Below are 17,896 nucleotides of genomic sequence, written 5' to 3'. Positions count from 1 at the left end.
ATTATTGCTTGAAAACAGTGAGCAAACGTTTGGCGGTGCGGTTCGTTTCTGTAGTGAATACTTCGTAAACTTTGACCGTCAGCGGGAAATCGAGCTGTCCAGAGTTGACGTTCAGGGCAATCGTGTTCATTCCGTTATACAATCGGCCCGAGCCTGCCAGTGGTTTTACCGCGCTTCCTACCGGATTGCCGACATTATCGTAAAGATCGAACTGAAGGCTGGAACTGCTTTCGTCTACGGTAACCTGTTTATTTTGTTCAATACCCAGATCAAGCTTCAGCTTGTAGTTGTAAATATTGGCAGAACCTTGGAAAAGAGCTGTTATCGACCAGTCTCTGATTTTCAAGTCATAAGGATACACCTTCAGCTCATTGTCTGAAGATTCTTTTTGAACAGGCACTTTAGCCGTTGCAAGCAGCGATTTGTAGACGGTATCCCCGTTCGTTTGCCCGCTGTACAGATTCATTCTAAGCCCCTCGCCTGTTTCGGAAGCCGGCAGCGCGAATGCGTAACTGACGACATAGGACGCTTTGGGAACAACAGTCTGTGCGGTATTTTTTTGTCTGCTGCCCGCATAGGAGAAGCCGTCTTTGCTGACCAACTCCGCTTGAATTGCCGGAATCGGGATCGGCCGGTCGCTGTTGTTGGTCAGTTTGAATTTAGCCACAGCCGTGTTAAATCCGTCGTCTTCATTGCTTGTCACATGCAGTTCTTCCAGCGAAACATCGACATTGGAAGGAACATATTTGTTCGTAGAGTCCAGCTTCACGGGCGTTCCCAGCGTATAGTTAGGAGCCGGGATCAAGTTTTGCGCGGCAGCCCCGGTTGGAAGCAAAATGTTGATGCGGCCTACGCGGTACGATTCCTCTCCCGCAGCGGTCGTGTATTTCTCCGGCGTTACTACATTCAGGCTTGTAAATTCGGTATCCAGATCCGTCGGAATAACGACGTGGACATATTTTTTCTCTCCCGCTTCCAGAGAAACGGACGTTTCCGCTCTGTTGCCGGAATAAACGCTTTTCTCGGTTTTGCCGTCCAGCGCGAACACCGGAACGTTTTGACGCTCGGAAGTCGGGTTCGACGCTTCGATTTGAACGACGGCGGTAACCCCTTTGGCCGTTACCTCTTTATGGATATCGATCGGCCGGAAGACGACAGGAGAACGCAATGACGGCAAAGTGAACGTTTCTCCCCATTTCAGAACCGCCGTTTGATTCGTAATTTTGCTGTCGATTCCGTTCCAAACCATCGAAGTGTCGAGCGGTACGCTCAGCAGCGTCGTTTCTTTTTTCGGATACACTTCCATATCCACGTCCACCCAGCTGATATTGGTCAGTGCCGCGTCGTCGCTCCGTTCGACAACCGACATAAAACTAAGCTCCTGGTCGCTTTTGCCCGGGATCGATTTCGGGTTTTTCGCGCTCGGCTCCAGCGTATATTCCACGCCGTCAGCCATGCGGACACGCAGCTCAAAGTCCGGCACGCGGGTTACTTTGGCACCCGTATTTTTCAAGCGGATGACGGCGCCAAGCTTCGTCGTGTCGGACGTATGTTCATTCAGCAAGCTCTTGATCTCCACTTCGACGGAGGCGGCCAGCGGGTAGCTCGCGATCGCAGCCGTATAGGGCGCGCTTGCGGCACCGGCGGCATCCGCGCCTTCTGCGGCCCATGCCGGATAAGATGCTGTCGAAAGAAGCGCAGCCGAAAGTACGAGTGTTGCCAATGTTTTTTTCATAGACTTATTCACGTTGGTTTCCTCCTGAGAGTATTAGTTAGCGACCTGCACTTTATCTTGATCCTTCAGTTGATGTTGGCCCGAGGTCACGAGAATTTCGTTTTCTTTGACACCGGACAAGATCTCCTGATTCGTTTCATTCAAGCGACCAAGCTCCACTTTCCGCTTTTGCACGGTATCGCCGTTCAAAATATAAACGAAGTTGTCTCCGCCTTCCCGAACGATGCTCAGCGTCGGCACGACAGTCACCACTTGCTCGTCATCTTTGGTCAGCTCCACCTGGGCTTTGGCCCCGGGCTTCAACTTGCCGTCAGGGTTAGGAACTTCCAGCTCCAGATCGTAAGCTTTGGTTTGGCCGTTAATGACATCGGACAAATACGCGATTTTGGCGCTCGCTTTCTCGGTTACGCCCGGTACATAATAGATAAGCTCCGTTTTGCCTCTTACCAGATTTGCCGACGCTTCGGTCAGCTGGGATTTGATTTTAACCGGGTCTGTTTGCTGCACTTCTCCGCCCCGGTATCCGACCGTTACGCTCTGGCCTACGACCACGGTCAAATCCGTCAATACGCCGGATACCGGAGCCTTGACGTCCATATTTTCGATCGTTCTTTCCAAAGTTCTGCTGTTGATTTCCGCTGAGTCCAGCTGCCTTTGGGCCGTTTCCAAAGCGTCCGTATCCTGCAGTGTCTTCAATTGTCTGCGCAAGCTTTCCAGGGCACGTTTAGCCTTGTCAAGCGCGCTTTCGGCAGCGTCCAACTGCGATTTGGTAGCTTGGCCCAGGTCGTATTCGTTGCGTGTCTTGTTATAAGCCTTCTCGGCGTCGCTGACGCCCGTTTCGCTTGTCGCGATATTGTCTTTCATATCCGCGATGGCGTTGGAACTCGTTTTTTGTGCCGAGGAAACACCCTGCTGCGCTCCTTTGAGGGTTATGGCGTTCAAATCTTTTTGAAGCAGCGTGTCCGTCGGATCAAGCCGGAACAGGATGTCGCCCTTTTCGACTTTGTCTCCGCGTTTCTTCAAAACTTCAATGACTTCGCCCGATCCTTTCGTCACGACATCCAACTGGACGGAGGAAACGATATCCCCGACTTGTTCGACCGGATCGCCGATTTTTTGCTTTGTAATTTTCGCTGTTTTTACCGTCTTTATTTGCTGCTCCTGAGCGGTTTTATCGGCTGGGCCGGCAGCCGGAGCGGCTGAGCAGCCTGCGGCGATCGCCGCGCTAAGCGCGACGACCCCGAATAATTTGGTGCTTCGCTTCAAAGATAGGAACTGACGTTTCATGTTTAATTCTCCTTTTCCCCTGTTAGCTTAGTGCGCAGCCGATGCTGCTTGCTCCGCTTTGGCGGAATCCGATTTCGCTTTTTTGCCGAACAAACGGCCCATTCTTCCTTTGAATCCGTATATGACCTCATACACGATGGGCACGATGACAAGCGTCAGCAGTGTCGAGGTTGTCAGACCGCCGATTACAACTACTGCCAAACCTTTCGAAATAATCGTTCCTTTCGATAAACCGAGCGCTAACGGCAGCAAAGCGATAATCGTCGCTCCCGCCGTCATAATAATGGGGCGCAGCCGCGTCATGCCGGCTTCAATAAGCGCATCGCGCATCGAGTAATCTTGCTCCCTGAGCTGCTGGACCCGGTCTACTAACACGATAGCGTTCGTAACAACGATACCGATCAGCATCAGGAAACCGATGAGCGAAGTAATGTTGACGGATTCTCCCGTAAGCAGCAGCCCCAGCAGTCCCCCGATTGCGGCCAAAGGCAGTGAGAACAAAATGGCGAACGGCGCGCTCGCGTTCCCGAAGGCAAGCACCATGACGAGATACACGATAAAGATCGAAGCTCCCATGGCTACAAACATTTCCATAAAGCTCTTGTTGATATCGTTCGAGACGCCTTTCACCTCACGGCTTACGCCGGATGGCAGCTCAATTTTGGCCAGTTCAGCGGACACTTTATTGCTGACTCCGCCTTTATCGGTGCTGTCAATTTTGGCGGAAACATTGAGCACTTGTTCCTGGCCTTCGCGGCTGATGCCGATAGGCGCATCGATTTGTTTGATTTTTGCCACTTCATTCAATTCAATGGTTTGGCCGGAAGCCGTCTTCAGCAGGAACTCTCCCATTTTGTCGACCGAATTTTTGTAAATCGGATTCAACATCACTTTCGTCTCGTACGTGACGTTGTTAAATTTCATATCTCCCAGTTTCTCTTCGGCAATCCAACTATTGACAACCTGCAAAATTTGCGCGGCGGACAGACCGTACAAGCGGGCCTTGTTTTGGTCCACCGTAATTTCCACCTCGGTTTTGGAATCGCTCAGGCTGTCTTTAACGTCGGTAAGCTCCGGAAACTCTTTCATTTTCTGTTTAATCGATTCTGCGGCTTGCTTGAGATACAGCTGATCTTCGCCTTTGAGCGAGTAGGAGAAATCGGAACTGCTCCCGCCCCCGCCCCCCATCGAGATCAGTTCCATATTGACCTCGGAGCCCGCAGGTAGAAGCTTCATTATTTCCTGCTTGTATTTTTTCACGCCTTCTTTGGCATTGATCGTAGCGTTGAACTCCGTAAACATCGTAGCGCGGTATGCGTATTTATCATTGCTCATGTTGTAGCCGACGAGCGCTTCGTTATATTTGAAAACGGGATTGCCCTTGTCATCTTTGGCCGCTTTGAGCATCGTCTCGATTTCTTTGGACTTCTCGTTCATCATATCCAGCGACGTCTCGCGCGGCAGTTTCAATTGAATGTACGCCTGCCGGTCGCTTTCGCTCTCAGGCATGAACGACATCGCCAAATGCGGAGTGATCAGGACCATGGAAAGCACGAAGATTAATCCGGCGATCAGCAGCGTTTTGATGCGGTTGTTCAGCGACCAAACCAGCGCATTTTTGTAGCGCAGCGTTATGCCGCCGACCTTGCTCTCGTCGTGATGCGGAATCTTTTTGCTTTTGAGCACCATCAGCTTGGCGAGCATCGGGATCACGGTCAGCGCGACGAGCAGCGACGACATTAATGCGCAGACCAGCGTGATCGCAAACGGGCGGAACACTTCGCCCACAACGCCGCTGACGAAAGCGATCGGGCCGAATACGCCGACGGTCGTGATGGTGGAGGAAGTAATCGCAGCGGACACTTGCTGGGTGGCCAGCCTGATGACCGACTCGTTGCGCTCGTGCGCCTTTTGCAGCTGGCTGTATATGTTTTCAATAACGACGATGCTGTCGTCCACGACCCGGCCAACGGCAATCGCCATGCCCCCCAGCGTCATAATGTTAAGGGAGATGCCGAGCGGGGCCATCAACAGCAAAGTGACGAGAATGGACAGCGGAATGGAGACAAGTACGATCAGCGTCATGCGAATATTACGCAAGAAGAGCAAAATCATAAGCGATGCCAGAACGGCACCCATGCCGCCTTCCTGCACCATGCCGTGAACGGATTCCTTAATGGATGTGGCGCCGTTCAAAACAACGTGGAATTTGACGCCGGGGATCGACTTCTCCCAGCCTTTCATCAGCTTATCCGCGCTGTCTGCAAACTCAACGGCATTTGCCGCTTTCGTTTTGTACAACAGAACGCCGATCGCCGGTTTATCGTCCAGGCGGGCGATAAATTTGGACTCGCTGATCGCCTCGACTTTGGCAAGCTGCTTCAGCAAAAGCGTGTCGCCCGATTTCGTCGTAATTTTCAGATTGTCCAGGTTGTAGATCGTATCCAGCTCGCCTTTGACGCGAACCATCTGCGTGTTTCCGTTAAAATCGACCGTGCCCGCAGGACTCGACACGAGCGACGCTTTCACCAAGGCGGATACATCCGACGGTGACATCCCGTAGTTGTTGATCGCCGCCGCATCCAGCTTGATTGTCAGGACGGCGTCCTGGTTGCCGACGGAATCGACGTGGTCGATGCCTTTCAGGCTGTTAAAACCGGGCAGGATCGTATCTTTGTAGGCTTTATCCAGCTCGGTTTGATTCATCCCGTTTTCGCCGTAGACGGCCATATAATAGACCGGTTCGGAAGCGAATCCCGCCGTCTGCACCTTCGGCTTTTCCGCGCTTTGCGGCAGCTGTACGTTGGAGATTAAACTTTCGATATCCTGCTTGACTTTCTCCGGATCTTTGTTTTGTTCAAGCTCCAGCACGACTTGCGAATAATTGTCCTGGGAACTGGAGGTCAAAGTTTTCAATCCGTCGACGCCCGCGACCGCTTTTTCGATCGGTTTGGTAATTTCTTCGAGCACATCTTTAGGAGGCGCCGTGTATGTAGTACTTACAAAGACGACCGGGAATGTGATGTCCGGCATGCTTTCGACCTTGAGCGTTGTGGTAGCGTAAGTGCCTCCCACAAGCAATAACAGCATAATAATAAATACCGCCGCTACATTTTTCATCGAAAAATCTGTTAATTTGATCATCCCTCACTACTCCTCCGTTACTTGCTTATGACGCAGCAGCTTAAATACACATGACTTCATCATAAACGGTAAATCTTAACAAAAAATAAAACAAGATTGAAATTTTTTGTGATTTTTTCCCGGCATTTGCCTCCTCTCCACCCGCATCCCTCTTTATCTGCATGAAAACGCGAATATTTTCCAATTCACATGGCTTCATTATATATTCGTTTTTTGTTGAAAAAAAGGTGAATTAAGTCATATGTATGGTCATAAATTCGGTCATATGACGAACGCGGTCTCTATGACTTTATGTGACTGCTTCTTACGTCTTTCGAATCCGTTTCGGCAAAAAAGCGAAGCTCGTAAGCTTCGCTTTCATCTGTCAAACAGCATGTTTGTATTATTCCGATACGACAAACCAGTCGATATCCTGACTGCCGAGAAGCCTCCGCTGCCCGTCAATCTCGTCAAACAGACTCAGTTTGTACTTTTTCAAGAAAGTAGATTTATAGATGAGATCCTTGTCGGTCATGCTGATTTCAAAGTTCATGTGCTTGCCGAGCTTTAATTTCGTATTGGCCGTATCGGGCGTGTCCCCGTCAACCGGGTCGATTTCCTTCGCTTCGAACGATTTTTCAAAGCCTTTTCTGTCGCTGCCATCCTCGAATACGAGGACAAGCTTATGTCCCTCCATATTCGTCTCCATCAATAAATCCTTAGTTATTTCGTAATTGAAAGTCATTTTAAACGTGCTCTCGTTGACTTGCGTGCCGATATGGTCCAAAGTAATCGTATACGGATATAAGCTCATGCCCTTAAGCGTCGTTTTCGCATCCTTCAGCTCGTCCGGAAGCCAGAATGATACCGGATTGACGTAGGAGTCAGGCTTTTTGTCCCCTTCCGTCAATTGGCCTTCCGTGATCGAATCCCCGATGACCAGGTTCATGTTGGCGATCTGGAAGCCTTTGGGAATTTGTGCGGATACATTGATCAGCGCTTTTCCGTTCGGGCTTATTTTATTTTTGATCTCCGAAACTTTCGCCGGGAAAACGGTGCCGTCCTGCGCTTTAAAATGAGCGACAAGCTTGGAAACGTTCGTGTATCGCTTCTCGGCGTTCGAAGCCTCCAATTGAGCCGTATACAGAAAGCCCGTATTGCCGCTGTAAGTTTGAATGCTGCGGATTTTATAGTTGGTTTTGCGGCCCGCGGCGCTAACCGCATAAGATTCTCCCAAGCCAATGTGCGGAATAGCCTGAAGTTCCGCCTGCGTCGAAAATTCCAGCACATCCGTCAAATCGCCGCTGCTGCCGCTGTCCGTGTTCGTCGTAGTGGTCGATGAAGTCGTTGTCGTACCGCTGTCTTTCTCCTGCAGCACCAGCTTGATTTTCGAAAACTCGTACGTATAAGGCACTTTGCCGGCAATCTGGAGATTGACCTTCGCGCCTGCGCCGAGCCCGATTACTTTGGCTGTCTGGACAAGCTTGGCCTCTACTTTGACCGCATCGTCCAGCTTGAAGTAGCCGGATAAATTCGGGATCGGCAATGATTCGTCGCCCTTATTGCTCAGCGTCAAATCCGCCGTCAAAATATCCTGGTCTTCCCAGGGGAGCCGGTACAGTCCGTTCAATTGCGCCGCATAAACGCCGGATTTGCTCGTGAACGAATACTCTTTGCCGACCGAGCCGCCGTCCTGCTTCGACACAGCCGGAAGCTGGAATGCCGCTACGGAAACGTTCAGCTTCAAATCGGCATTCGTTTCCGCGATGGCAAGCTGCCAGCCGTCCGTGGATACGGCGATCGGGATGGACCCGGACAGCTGCACTTCTTTAATCTCCTTGGGGTTGATTTTAAGATCTTTGACGCCCTTGGCCTCAAGCGGGTAAAGAAGCCCGTCCGCGGTACGGATCGAAAATAAGTAGGCGGGAAGAGTAACCGAGTGACTCCCTACATTTTCCAAATTGAGATATACCGTCGGAACGTAATATTTCTCGTTTTTATTGCTGACGAATTTCTTGATCGAGCCCTTCACATCGTTGCCGCCCACGGAAATGACCGCAGACCCGTCAGCGGGAGTCACGTCGGTATAATGATCCGGAACGGCAACTTCGCCCAGCACTCTTTCAAAATTCGGCTGGCTGAAATCCCATTTGATGAACTGCACGATCAAATCCTGCAGCTTGGTAGTGGCGTTCACATTCGCATAAAACGTAAGGTCGACCGTAGATCCGGCAGCGACGCGGTTTTTGTCCTTGTCGGCGGGAAGCAGCCGGGCCGAGAACTGGTTGCCGGATTTGCTTTTCAAGCGAACCCAATAATCGATAAACTGCAGCTCGCTGCTGCCGTCATTATGAATCGTCACCGTAAAGGTAGCCAATTTACCGCTTTGATCCGGAAGTACATGAATTTGTTTTAATTCGAAGTAGCTGCTTCCGGTAATCGCTACCGTTCCGATCGCTGAAACGGCCGGCGCGGGCTCGCTGTCGGCCCACGCCGGATTCACCGGTCCAAGAACAAGTGTTGCGGAAAGTGCTATTGCTGCGAATCGGGTGTAGCGTAATCTGCTGCTCATCGTCCTGTTATCCTCCCTGCGTTTTGCGCCCGCAAAACATTCTTCGTTAGCTTTAGCTCAAGCATCGATTTTTTGCGCCAGTGTTAACCGATAGGTACGGCTTGGGCCCCCGACGCACCCGGCGTGATTGGAGCGTTCGGGTTGTCTTTCATTTTTTGCAGCATCGCATCCCCTTGCGTCTGCCATTCTTTGAGCGCCTCGCGCGCGGTCGTCTTGCCTTGCAGCACGTTCATGAATTGCTGGCGGCCGATATCCCGCACCATGTAAATGTTCGGTTTTTCCTGGTAAATTTTCGACGTATTTTCCATAGGAGCCGGAGTCACTTTATAGAATGCTTCCATATGGAAGTCTTCTCCGTCCTTCGGTTTCAAATATTTGCTCCGGGATACAAGCTGATACGAGCTGTGCGATTTCAGCTTCGCCCAATCGTCGCCGTTAATAAACTGGATGAATTTCCAGGCATCTTCCGGATTTTGCGCTTTGGCGTTGATCCCCATAATGCCGTTCATATAGATGGAACCCCCTACGCCTTTCGCCTCAGGGTGCGAAGGAACCGTCACCACATCCCAATCGACCGGAGTGAAGTTTTTGTAACTTGCCGCATTTTTCTTCGCATTGACCAACTGCTGAACTTGACCGTAGTTAATAATGCCCATGGCAAGCCGTCCCGACATGAAGTCGTCGTAAGAGAACGGATTTTCCTGGTCGAACTGGCGGTTCATCGGTTTTTGCGGATCAAAAATTTCCGGGAATACGTTGTCCTTTTGCAGCTGCGCCATCTTCGTCCATACTTTTTCCCACTGATCCGTATCTACGGTCATTTTTTCGCCCTTGTCGTCAAACATTTTCAGCTGCAGCGGAGCTGTGTAAACATCGAGGCCGTAAAACAGGTCCATCTGCGATTGGGTATAGAATGAGAAGCCATCAATCCGTTTATCTCCGTCTACTTTGTGTACCCGCTTCGCCGTATCGAACACTTCATCCCAAGTCATGTCGTCCTTCGGAAAATCGACGCCCGCGTCCCCGAAAATTTTCTTGTTATAAATGAGAGCGGAGGAGCTGAAATTCGGAGACAAGGCGTACAGCTTGCCGCCGCCCGCGCTTTTAATGCCCTCGATAACAGCGGGAACAATGCCCGTCGTATCGAATTTGTCCTTCGTGATCAGCGGATCGAGCTGCGTCAGCAGGTTGCTTTCGATCACTTCGGGAAGCTGCTCGTACCCGAGCATGACCAGATCAGGCGGATTGTCTCCCTGCATGACCTCCTTCAGCTTTTCCAGCGGGTCCGGCATTTTCTCGCCTGCCTCCGGGCCTCTCATGCGGTATTTCTCGTCCATCGTCGGGATAATTTCGATTTTGATATTCGGGTTCGCAAACTCGAAAATTTCCGTAAACTGCTGGCGGAAATATTCTTCGTCGTATCCGTAGCTGGTTGCGATTTTCAGCACCCGCTCTGTTTTCGTATCGCCTGTATTGCCTTTGCTGCACGCTACCGCGAGCGGAGCAACCATAGCAAGAGTTAACGTAAGGGACAGCATCTTGCGATTAATGCTTTTCATTTGAATTTACCTCCAACAATTGTTTGTGTTCGGCGTCGTTCCCGGCGCCTTCGGAATTGCTTTGCTTAGCAGATTGCTCTGCGCCTGCCTCTTCCGTCAAGCTTCTCGGAGCTTTGATCATAATTTTCTCACCGTCAAACTCCATAGTCGCCTTGCCGGCGATTTGCAGCGCCTCCAGGTACTGTTTGGGCACCTGAAGCCGACCGACCCGGTCGAGCACGACATACTCCTCGTGCGCTTGCCGGTTAAGCGCGGAATGGCCGGGAGCCGCACCTTCCCACGAGGCAATAAGCGGATTGCGGGCAATGAACTCCGTGCTGGTCATCCCGTCCCGGATCGCGACGACTCTTCCGACTTTTCCGGCTACGGACATGTCGTGAGTGACGATGACAATTGTAACTCCCAGTTCTTCATTCATCTTTTGAAAAATCGACAGAATCATATCCGCCGTCTTCGTATCGACCGAGCCTGTCGGTTCATCCGCAAGCAGCAGCTTCGGCTTGTTGGCCAGCGATATCGCGATCGCTACGCGCTGCTGCTCGCCGCCTGAAAGCTGCTGCAGCTTGTTGTCCATCCGGTGCCCGAGGCCGACCCATTCCAGCAGCTGTTTCGCATAAGCGCGATCGTACTTGCCGCTGAGCATCATCGGCATTTCGACATTTTCCAGCGCCGTCAGGTACGAAATCAGGTTTCGGGCATTGTTTTGCCAAATGAAGCCGACCGTGTTGCGCTTGTATTCGACGAGCTGTTTGTCGGTTATTTTCAGCAAATCCCAATCGCCGACTTTCACCTGGCCTGCGGAAGGGCGGTCCAGCCCGCCCAAGATGTTCAGCAGCGTGGATTTCCCGCTTCCGCTGTTGCCGATAATCGCCATCAACTCGCCGGTATCGATTTGGATATTAAGCCCCTGCAGAGCGACCACTTCGATATCGTCGGTTTTGTAAATTTTGACCAAGCCTTCGCATGTGATCATCTGCTATTTCTCCTCTCCGAGCTTCACGGCTTGATGGACGCGCAATCTGCGAATGTTCATGAAAAGCAGCGCTCCGCCGGTAAGCATCATAAAGGCTACGACAAAGTAAAGCTGGTAGGTGTCCTTGGAATCGAAAACGACCCGAAACGGAGGCACCTGCGTTTTGATATTTTCCGTTGTTTGCAAAAACGGCAGGAAGAAGTAGCTCGTCAGCTTGCCGATTCCGATGCCCAGGGCAATCGACAGCCCGGCCGTAAAGCCCTGCTCCAGCAGCAGCATGCCTGTCAGCTGCTTGCGCGATAGGCCCATAGCCCGCAAAACGCCGAACTGCACGACCCTGCTTGAGAGGTTGAAAAACCAGTATAAAATGTAACCGATCAGCGAAACCGTCACGGAAACGAGAAAGCCCAGACTCAGAATGCCGAACACACCGCCGCGGGCGGGATGTTTTTTTTGCGTGATCAGCTCGTTGCGGACGTCTTTGACGGAGGCGATCTCGATTTTTTTAGCCTGCAGCGCGTTCACAATCGGCGTCACTTTCGCATCCGGCTTCATCTTCAACCACACTTCATAAGGAACGATCGGCGCCTGATCATATAAATAGTCGAGATTCACAATAAAGAACGGCGTCTGATCCGGATATTGGCTCGGCCAGTAAGGCACGATGCCGACAACGACGAATTCGACCGGCTGCTGCTGAATCGAGATCGTAATCAGATCGCCTTCCTTCAGCGCGTATTTGCTCGCGTAGTTGGAAGGGATAATGACCGCTTGCTCATAGGTGCCCAGCAGGTTCAAATATGTGTTCGGATGCGCCGGGAACAAATCGGAGCGGAACCAGGCGACCTTGGCAAAATCGGTATTGTCGATGCCCATGACCATTCCCTGCCCGGTGGATTTGCCGGATACGACGACATTTGCTTTCGTTTGCAGCACCCGTGCGGCCGACTCTACCCCTTCCAGATCGCGGAAAATTTGAAAGGGCGGTTCGACGTAGCGAATTTTGGAAGGCGTCTGCTCGCCGGGATTGCCCGGCTGCCCTCCGCCTGAACCGCCGCCCTGGCCTCCTTGCCCGCCCTTATTGCCTTGGCCCTGGCCTGAACCGGAACCGCCGCCCGAGCCTTTGCCGCCGTTTTTATCGGCGTTCGGGTCCTTCGGGACATCGTCGGAGAAGCCTTCCCACACGGTTTGCAGCACGACGTCCGTGCCGTATTGGTACTGCGTCCGCTCCGTCGAGTTCAGATCGATCGTTCTGGCGGCCGAGGAGTTGTAGACGCCGAGGCCGAGCGTGAGAACGAGAAGCAGCATGAGCGGATAGTAAGCTTTGGCGGATCGGGACAACTGCGCGAGCGTCAAATAAAGCGGCACGGGCAGAAACCTTCTGCCAAGCCAGCCGAACAGACGCAGCAGCCACGGGAAAATCCGCAGGAAGAACAAGCCGAGCGAAAAGATCGAGAGCGCCGGCACGAAAAACAGCAGCGGATGCACCTGCAGCTGATCCGTCGTCAGCCCCGTCTGCGCTGTAAGCAGCTGCCGCTGATCGAACAAATAAAATCCGTAGCCGACAACACCCAGAAGCACAATATCGAGGAACCACCGCTGCCATAACGGCGCCCGGTCGGACCTTGCAAGCTGCTGTTTGTAATTCACGATGGAAGCGCGGGCAAACATGATCGCCGGAATGACGCTGGCCATAATCGCGATGACGACGGCAAGGCCGCCGTACAGCATCGCTTCAGTGGTGAATCCGACCGGAATCGATTTGCGGTCGACGAACGTCAGGAAGCCGCTGGACGATCCGATGCTTTTGGCCATAAACCAGCCGATCAGCGGTCCGACGATCAGGGCGATCACACCAAGCGCCAACCCTTCCAGCAAGTAGATGCCGATAATTTGCCTTGTCGATCCTCCCCGGCTGCGAAGCACCGCAATGACGCTGCGCTGCCGGTCGAGCGATTGTCTGGCGTTCATAACGATATAATAGAAAACCATCGCGATCATCGGGGCCGCCAGCGTAAACAGTAAAATTTGCATCTGCACGCTCTGCGCTTTAAATTCGGCCAAAATCGGCTGAAAAGACACGTCCACCTTCGTATTTTTCAGCTTTTGGTACAAATTGATATCGAGCCGTTCGAGCCGGTTGCCGAGCGGGGCCAGTTGGCTCGTTTGAATGTTGCTCAAATCGAACGCATAGTACCAGTTGGCCAGCTGCAGCGGAATTTTCTTTTCCGCAAGCAGCGTTTTTGCGAAATAGTCCTCGCTGACGATTAAGGAATTGACCATCCCTTCCAGCCCTTGAAACCAATAGGGGTCGTTCTCGTTTTTCGGCTTGAAGGAACCGACGATCTTCACCTTGAGCAGCGTACTTCCGCCGGCCCCGGATACGGAGTAATTGAATATATCTCCGACGTGCAGATCGTTGCGGTACATCGCTTCATCGAGCACGACGGCTTCCACAACCCCGCCTTCCGCCTTGTCCGCAGCCATCTGTCCGACCGCCCATTCGACATGGTCGTTCAGTCCGCCCAGCGTAGCGATCGACATTTGCCGGCGCTTGCTCGGGTCTACCTTCGACGGATCGGCGGGGGTCAAGGCCGAGCCTTTAATCGAATAGCTTCTTGCAAAAGCGTCGACCGGGAAGCCGATATCTTTCGGAATTTGATCCTGTATGTATGCATTGACGTCTTTCAGCTCATCGATCCCTGCACGGTCGGAGCCGACCGCCTGATAACGCATTAATAGCGAGCCTGCGGGAAGACCGCTGCTTTTCTCCTGCAGCGACTTGGCGACGACGCGTTTCAGCGAGCCGTCCGCATACATCGGAATGCTCGTCGTGAAAGCGACCGCCATCACGAGGCCGAGCCAGGTGCTGAGCGTCAGCCAGCGGGTATTCCACATTTTACGGAACAAAAATCGCAGCATCGGCATCACATCATCGACCTACTACTTTCTGTCCCGGCGTAAGGCCTTTTACAATCTCCACATCCGTCGAAGTTTGCTGGCCGATCTCTACGTCCACTTCCTTCTTGTTGCCCTGGCTGTCAACGACCTGCACATAGTTGCGTCCGGAATAGGAACGAAGCGCAGCCGGCGGAATCGTGACCACATTTTCTTTTCTTTGCGTAACAATGGTCACGCTCAGAGGCGTTCCGCGGTTCAGCCCTTGCGGAAATTCATCCAGCTCTACGACCAGATAGTTGTCGATCGTATCCTTCTGATTGCCTTCGCCGCCGGAAAAGCCGCCGCCGTTGTTATTATTGTTGTTTGCTTGCGGATTCGGAAGCTGCTTCACCTTGCCTTTGTGCTGGCCTGCGGAATTGATATCCACCAAAGCCTCCATACCGATGGCAACTTTCTTCGCGTCATCCGCGCTAATACTGGCTGCTACCGTCAATTGGCTTAAGTCGGCGATGGTCGCGACGGATTCGTCCGATTTGACCGTGTCGCCTTTCTTCGAAGTTACGCTGACGATCGTGCCGCTGAACGGAGCGAGCAGCTTCGCCTTGCTGACCTGCGTCTCCAGCTTGCTGAGATCCTCGCGTTTCAGTTCAAAATCGATCTTCGCCTGCTCGATCGCCTCCGGCGTCATTTCATCGGCCTTGCGCAGCGTTTCGATCATCGTTAGCTCATCGCGCCTCGTTTCGAGCCGTTTGCGCTTCAAGCTGCTGTCCAGCTCCGACACGTCCAGTTCGGCGATCGGCTGCCCCGCTTCAACGGAATCCCCGCTTTTCACGAGGACGGCGCTGATCCGTTTGGCGTTCATATCTTCCGAGAAAAATAATTTCTCCTCCTTCAATGCCATCATACGGCCGCTTCCCCGGACTTTCGTTTCGAGCGTAGTCGTCTTCACTTCGTACTCGGGCTTTTTGGAAAGCTTGGGAGGGTTGATCGTCGGCAGCGCCTCCTCTTCCTGCTCCTTGGGCAGGAGCGAACAGCCGGAAGTCAGAATCAATGTTGAACATAAAAGCATTGCAGCTATGGGCTTCATCTTCCGGTTACGAGACGAATTTCCCGTCAACCATTTCGTAAACATGATCGGCAACCTCCAAGATCGTAGGGTCATGAGTCGTCATACAAATCGTTACCTGCTCCGTCGCGATAATGCTGCGGAATACGGACATGATCTGCGCGCCCATTTGGGAATCCAGTTCTGCGGTCGGCTCATCCGCCAAAATGAGCGAGGGCCGGTGCGCAATCGCTTTGGCAATAGCGACGCGCTGCTGTTCGCCGCCGGACAGCTCGAACGGGCGGTGATGCATCCGTTTGCCGAGTCCGACCAGTTCCAGACAGTGCGTCACGCGCTGCTTCCATTGCGAACGGGGCACGCCCGCCATGCGCAGCGCCAGCTCCACATTTTCCCAAGCGGACAATAATGGCATCAGGGCAAACGACTGAAAAATGAAGCCGATTTCCTTGCGGCGGATCATCGTTCGCTCATCGTCGCGCAGGCTGTGAAAAGGCTGTCCCTGAAAAAGGATTTCGCCCTCATTCGGCTGATCCAGCCCGCCGATCAAATTCAGCAGCGTCGTTTTGCCCGACCCGGACCGTCCCTTCAGCATCACCAGCTGTGTGGGCAGAAGCTGCATTTCAATGCCTTTGAGCACATGCAGCTTCTGGTTCCCGACTTGAAAAGAACGCTCCACGCGATGAACGGTAAGCAGCGGTTCCCCCGATCGTTCGGGATTGGAAGGCGATTGTTCTGGAAGCGGACTATGTGCGGATTTGCTGCGAAACCAGCTTGCCAATGCTCAAACCTCCCTTTCATTTACAGACTGTATGATAAAATAGACGGCGCATCGTTTTAAAAAGTTTCACTGAAACTGAAAATTTACTGAAAGAATACAGAGTGCTTTGGAAAGGCCGTATTTTGCGGGAGCGCAGCTCTCTTATCTGCTAATCTCGAAAAATAGTTCCCAGAAAAAAAATTAAAATAATAATAGAAATAAAAGTGAACAAAAAGGAAACGACTACTCCTTTCAAAAACGAAAGGCCGTTTGAAGCGGCGCCGCGGCTCAGCTCTTTGACCCCGACGACGATTAATGACGCCAGCATGACTCTTGTAGCGAATCTCAACACTTTCAGCGCGTATTCGCCAAATGATAGAGTCGCTACCGTGTAGCCGCTCATGTACGTAACCGACTCCGTATTCGAAAAATAAGCGATGGCCAGCGACAAGCCCAATAAAAAGCTGTACAAAGCTGTTTTGAGCAGTTTTTTCTCTATGGTTGTTCCCCCCTTTTTGCGCGCATACGCTCAACAAACGGATTATACCATAATATGGTATCTCATGCACCTCTTTACTATTGAGAGATACGTGATAAAAAACCTCTACAATATAAAAAAACCTCCACAATATATGGCTTATATGGGATATGAGGCGGCTTGCAGCCCCAGGCTAGGGGAAAACCTGCAGAAGTGCAGGCTTTTTCCATAAAAATGGCCTTTTTGGCGAAAAACCCACTAGCTTTGCAAAGAAGCTAACATCAAATGGATTAAAATGGACAAATTTCTTTTCGAGTTATTAGATACTTATTTTTCCATTCGTTACTTCCGGCAAATGAGCTAAAAAGTCGATGGCCTCTTGAGCAAGGGGGTGTTACCATTTTCAGGGAATCTATCATTTATTGGTTGAATTCGTTAGTCAGCACGAACTTTTGCGCCACGTGCTTCTTTGGGGAGTTTCTTGAGCGTCCTCGCTTCGGCTTCTTCTGACGGCCTTTTGAAGGCTTCGTCGGTTTCCGGAACAAGGCGTCAAGCAGTTTCTCCCAACTCTTGGCCATGTACTGACGCATCAGCTTCAGCACTCTGCAGAGTCCATGCTTTGTTCCCGTTTGGAGCTTCACCAAGACACACAAGGCGTGGGCGATGAGTGCTATATAAATTTGGTTCCATACAGCAGAAGGCTTGTTGCTGTACAGTTTAGCGAGTCGCAAGTACTGCTTCATCCATTTGAAGAATAACTCCACGTCCCAGCGGGCGCGATAGATATCCGCGATCTCCTGTGCCGTTAGGTCCCAGCGGCTTGTGATCAAGCGGTACGTATGGTTTTTGTCGTCCTTGAACTCCACCAAACGCAGCCTCATGGTCTGATCAGGCTTGTTCGGAACAGTCATGAGGACATCCGCATCCAGCAGTAAATGAGCTTCCTCTGTCGGGAGTGCACGTTTCTCCAAGATCTGAGTTTTACTGTTCTTCTGAACGCGAGCGACAAAGAGGATACCTGCTTCGAGCCACTTCTTGTAGTGAGCGTAGTTGATGTATCCGCGATCCATCACGTACGTTGTTCCTTGCTCGGTAACCAGTTCGATCGCAACTTCTTTATCCGCCACGGCTCCCGTCGACAACACGACTTTACTCGGAATCGCCAGATCCGNCCTGCTTCGAGCCACTTCTTGTAGTGAGCGTAGTTGATGTATCCGCGATCCATCACGTACGTTGTTCCTTGCTCGGTAACCAGTTCGATCGCAACTTCTTTATCCGCCACGGCTCCCGTCGACAACACGACTTTACTCGGAATCGCCAGATCCGGCCATTGTGTGCTTAGGCTCAGGTGCAGCTTTACCTGATTCTTTTCTTGGTCGACAAACGCCCACTTGCCAAAATGACTCGAGAGTGTGATCGAAGAGGAATCGATGATGGATAGGGGG

General features: G+C 51.9%; 12 protein-coding genes. All 12 read right to left on the bottom strand.

The genetic code is table 11. The features are described from left to right. Nucleotide 1: 1 nt before the first annotated feature. Nucleotides 2-1,747 carry a hypothetical protein gene (locus tag AC0LWT_RS29605; protein ID WP_474684878.1) on the bottom strand — a complete coding sequence of 582 codons (1,746 nt, stop codon included), beginning with the start codon at nt 1,745-1,747 and terminating at the stop codon, nt 2-4. Nucleotides 1,748-1,768: 21 nt separating this feature from the next. Continuing rightward, nucleotides 1,769-3,022 (bottom strand): efflux RND transporter periplasmic adaptor subunit, encoded by a 1,254-nt coding sequence (locus AC0LWT_RS29600; RefSeq protein WP_474684877.1) that lies wholly within the window; start codon nt 3,020-3,022, stop codon nt 1,769-1,771. Between the two features lie 27 nt (nt 3,023-3,049). Beyond that, the gene (locus AC0LWT_RS29595; protein WP_474684876.1) at nt 3,050-6,166 is read right to left on the bottom strand and encodes an efflux RND transporter permease subunit; all 3,117 of its coding nucleotides are present in this window, start codon (nt 6,164-6,166) and stop codon (nt 3,050-3,052) included. Nucleotides 6,167-6,548: 382 nt separating this feature from the next. Beyond that, the gene (locus AC0LWT_RS29590; protein ID WP_474684875.1) at nt 6,549-8,717 is read right to left on the bottom strand and encodes a hypothetical protein; all 2,169 of its coding nucleotides are present in this window, start codon (nt 8,715-8,717) and stop codon (nt 6,549-6,551) included. 83 nt (nt 8,718-8,800) lie between these two features. Then, a complete protein-coding gene (locus AC0LWT_RS29585; RefSeq protein ID WP_474684874.1) occupies nt 8,801-10,276 on the bottom strand; it encodes an ABC transporter substrate-binding protein in 1,476 nt (491 codons plus the stop codon). Next, the gene (locus AC0LWT_RS29580) at nt 10,263-11,249 is read right to left on the bottom strand and encodes an ABC transporter ATP-binding protein (RefSeq protein WP_474684873.1); all 987 of its coding nucleotides are present in this window, start codon (nt 11,247-11,249) and stop codon (nt 10,263-10,265) included. Before AC0LWT_RS29580 ends, AC0LWT_RS29585 begins: the two co-directional genes overlap by 14 nt. A gap of 3 nt (nt 11,250-11,252) precedes the next feature. Then, entirely contained in the window at nt 11,253-14,177 is a 2,925-nt protein-coding gene (locus AC0LWT_RS29575) for an ABC transporter permease (RefSeq protein ID WP_474684872.1), read from the bottom strand. Between the two features lie 4 nt (nt 14,178-14,181). Then, the gene (locus AC0LWT_RS29570) at nt 14,182-15,282 is read right to left on the bottom strand and encodes an efflux RND transporter periplasmic adaptor subunit (protein WP_474684871.1); all 1,101 of its coding nucleotides are present in this window, start codon (nt 15,280-15,282) and stop codon (nt 14,182-14,184) included. Beyond that, the gene (locus AC0LWT_RS29565; RefSeq protein ID WP_474684981.1) at nt 15,245-15,910 is read right to left on the bottom strand and encodes an ABC transporter ATP-binding protein; all 666 of its coding nucleotides are present in this window, start codon (nt 15,908-15,910) and stop codon (nt 15,245-15,247) included. The genes AC0LWT_RS29570 and AC0LWT_RS29565 overlap by 38 nt, the downstream gene beginning before the upstream one ends. Before the next feature lie 232 nt (nt 15,911-16,142). Then, complete coding sequence (locus AC0LWT_RS29560) at nt 16,143-16,445, bottom strand: hypothetical protein (RefSeq protein ID WP_474684870.1); 303 nt, start codon at nt 16,443-16,445, stop codon at nt 16,143-16,145. A 425-nt stretch (nt 16,446-16,870) separates the two neighbouring features. Beyond that, on the bottom strand, nt 16,871-17,578 hold the full coding sequence (locus AC0LWT_RS29555) for an IS4 family transposase (protein ID WP_474684869.1): 708 nt from the start codon (nt 17,576-17,578) through the stop codon (nt 16,871-16,873). Then, a complete protein-coding gene (locus AC0LWT_RS29550) occupies nt 17,521-17,868 on the bottom strand; it encodes a transposase (RefSeq protein ID WP_474684980.1) in 348 nt (115 codons plus the stop codon). The genes AC0LWT_RS29555 and AC0LWT_RS29550 overlap by 58 nt, the downstream gene beginning before the upstream one ends. Between the last annotated feature and the right edge of the window lie 28 nt (nt 17,869-17,896).

The sequence above is a fragment of the Paenibacillus sp. sgz302164 genome (genome assembly GCF_056120505.1).
Note: the sequence above shows the minus strand (reverse complement) of the source record. Positions and strands in the feature narration are given on the sequence as shown.

Coding starts and splice junctions, on each gene's coding strand:
- AC0LWT_RS29580 (WP_474684873.1), bottom strand. CDS start 11,249: ATGATCACATGCGAAGGCTTGGTCAAAATTTACAAAACCGACGATATC.
- AC0LWT_RS29575 (WP_474684872.1), bottom strand. CDS start 14,177: ATGCCGATGCTGCGATTTTTGTTCCGTAAAATGTGGAATACCCGCTGG.
- AC0LWT_RS29600 (WP_474684877.1), bottom strand. CDS start 3,022: ATGAAACGTCAGTTCCTATCTTTGAAGCGAAGCACCAAATTATTCGGG.
- AC0LWT_RS29585 (WP_474684874.1), bottom strand. CDS start 10,276: ATGAAAAGCATTAATCGCAAGATGCTGTCCCTTACGTTAACTCTTGCT.
- AC0LWT_RS29590 (WP_474684875.1), bottom strand. CDS start 8,717: ATGAGCAGCAGATTACGCTACACCCGATTCGCAGCAATAGCACTTTCC.
- AC0LWT_RS29595 (WP_474684876.1), bottom strand. CDS start 6,166: ATGATCAAATTAACAGATTTTTCGATGAAAAATGTAGCGGCGGTATTT.
- AC0LWT_RS29570 (WP_474684871.1), bottom strand. CDS start 15,282: ATGTTTACGAAATGGTTGACGGGAAATTCGTCTCGTAACCGGAAGATG.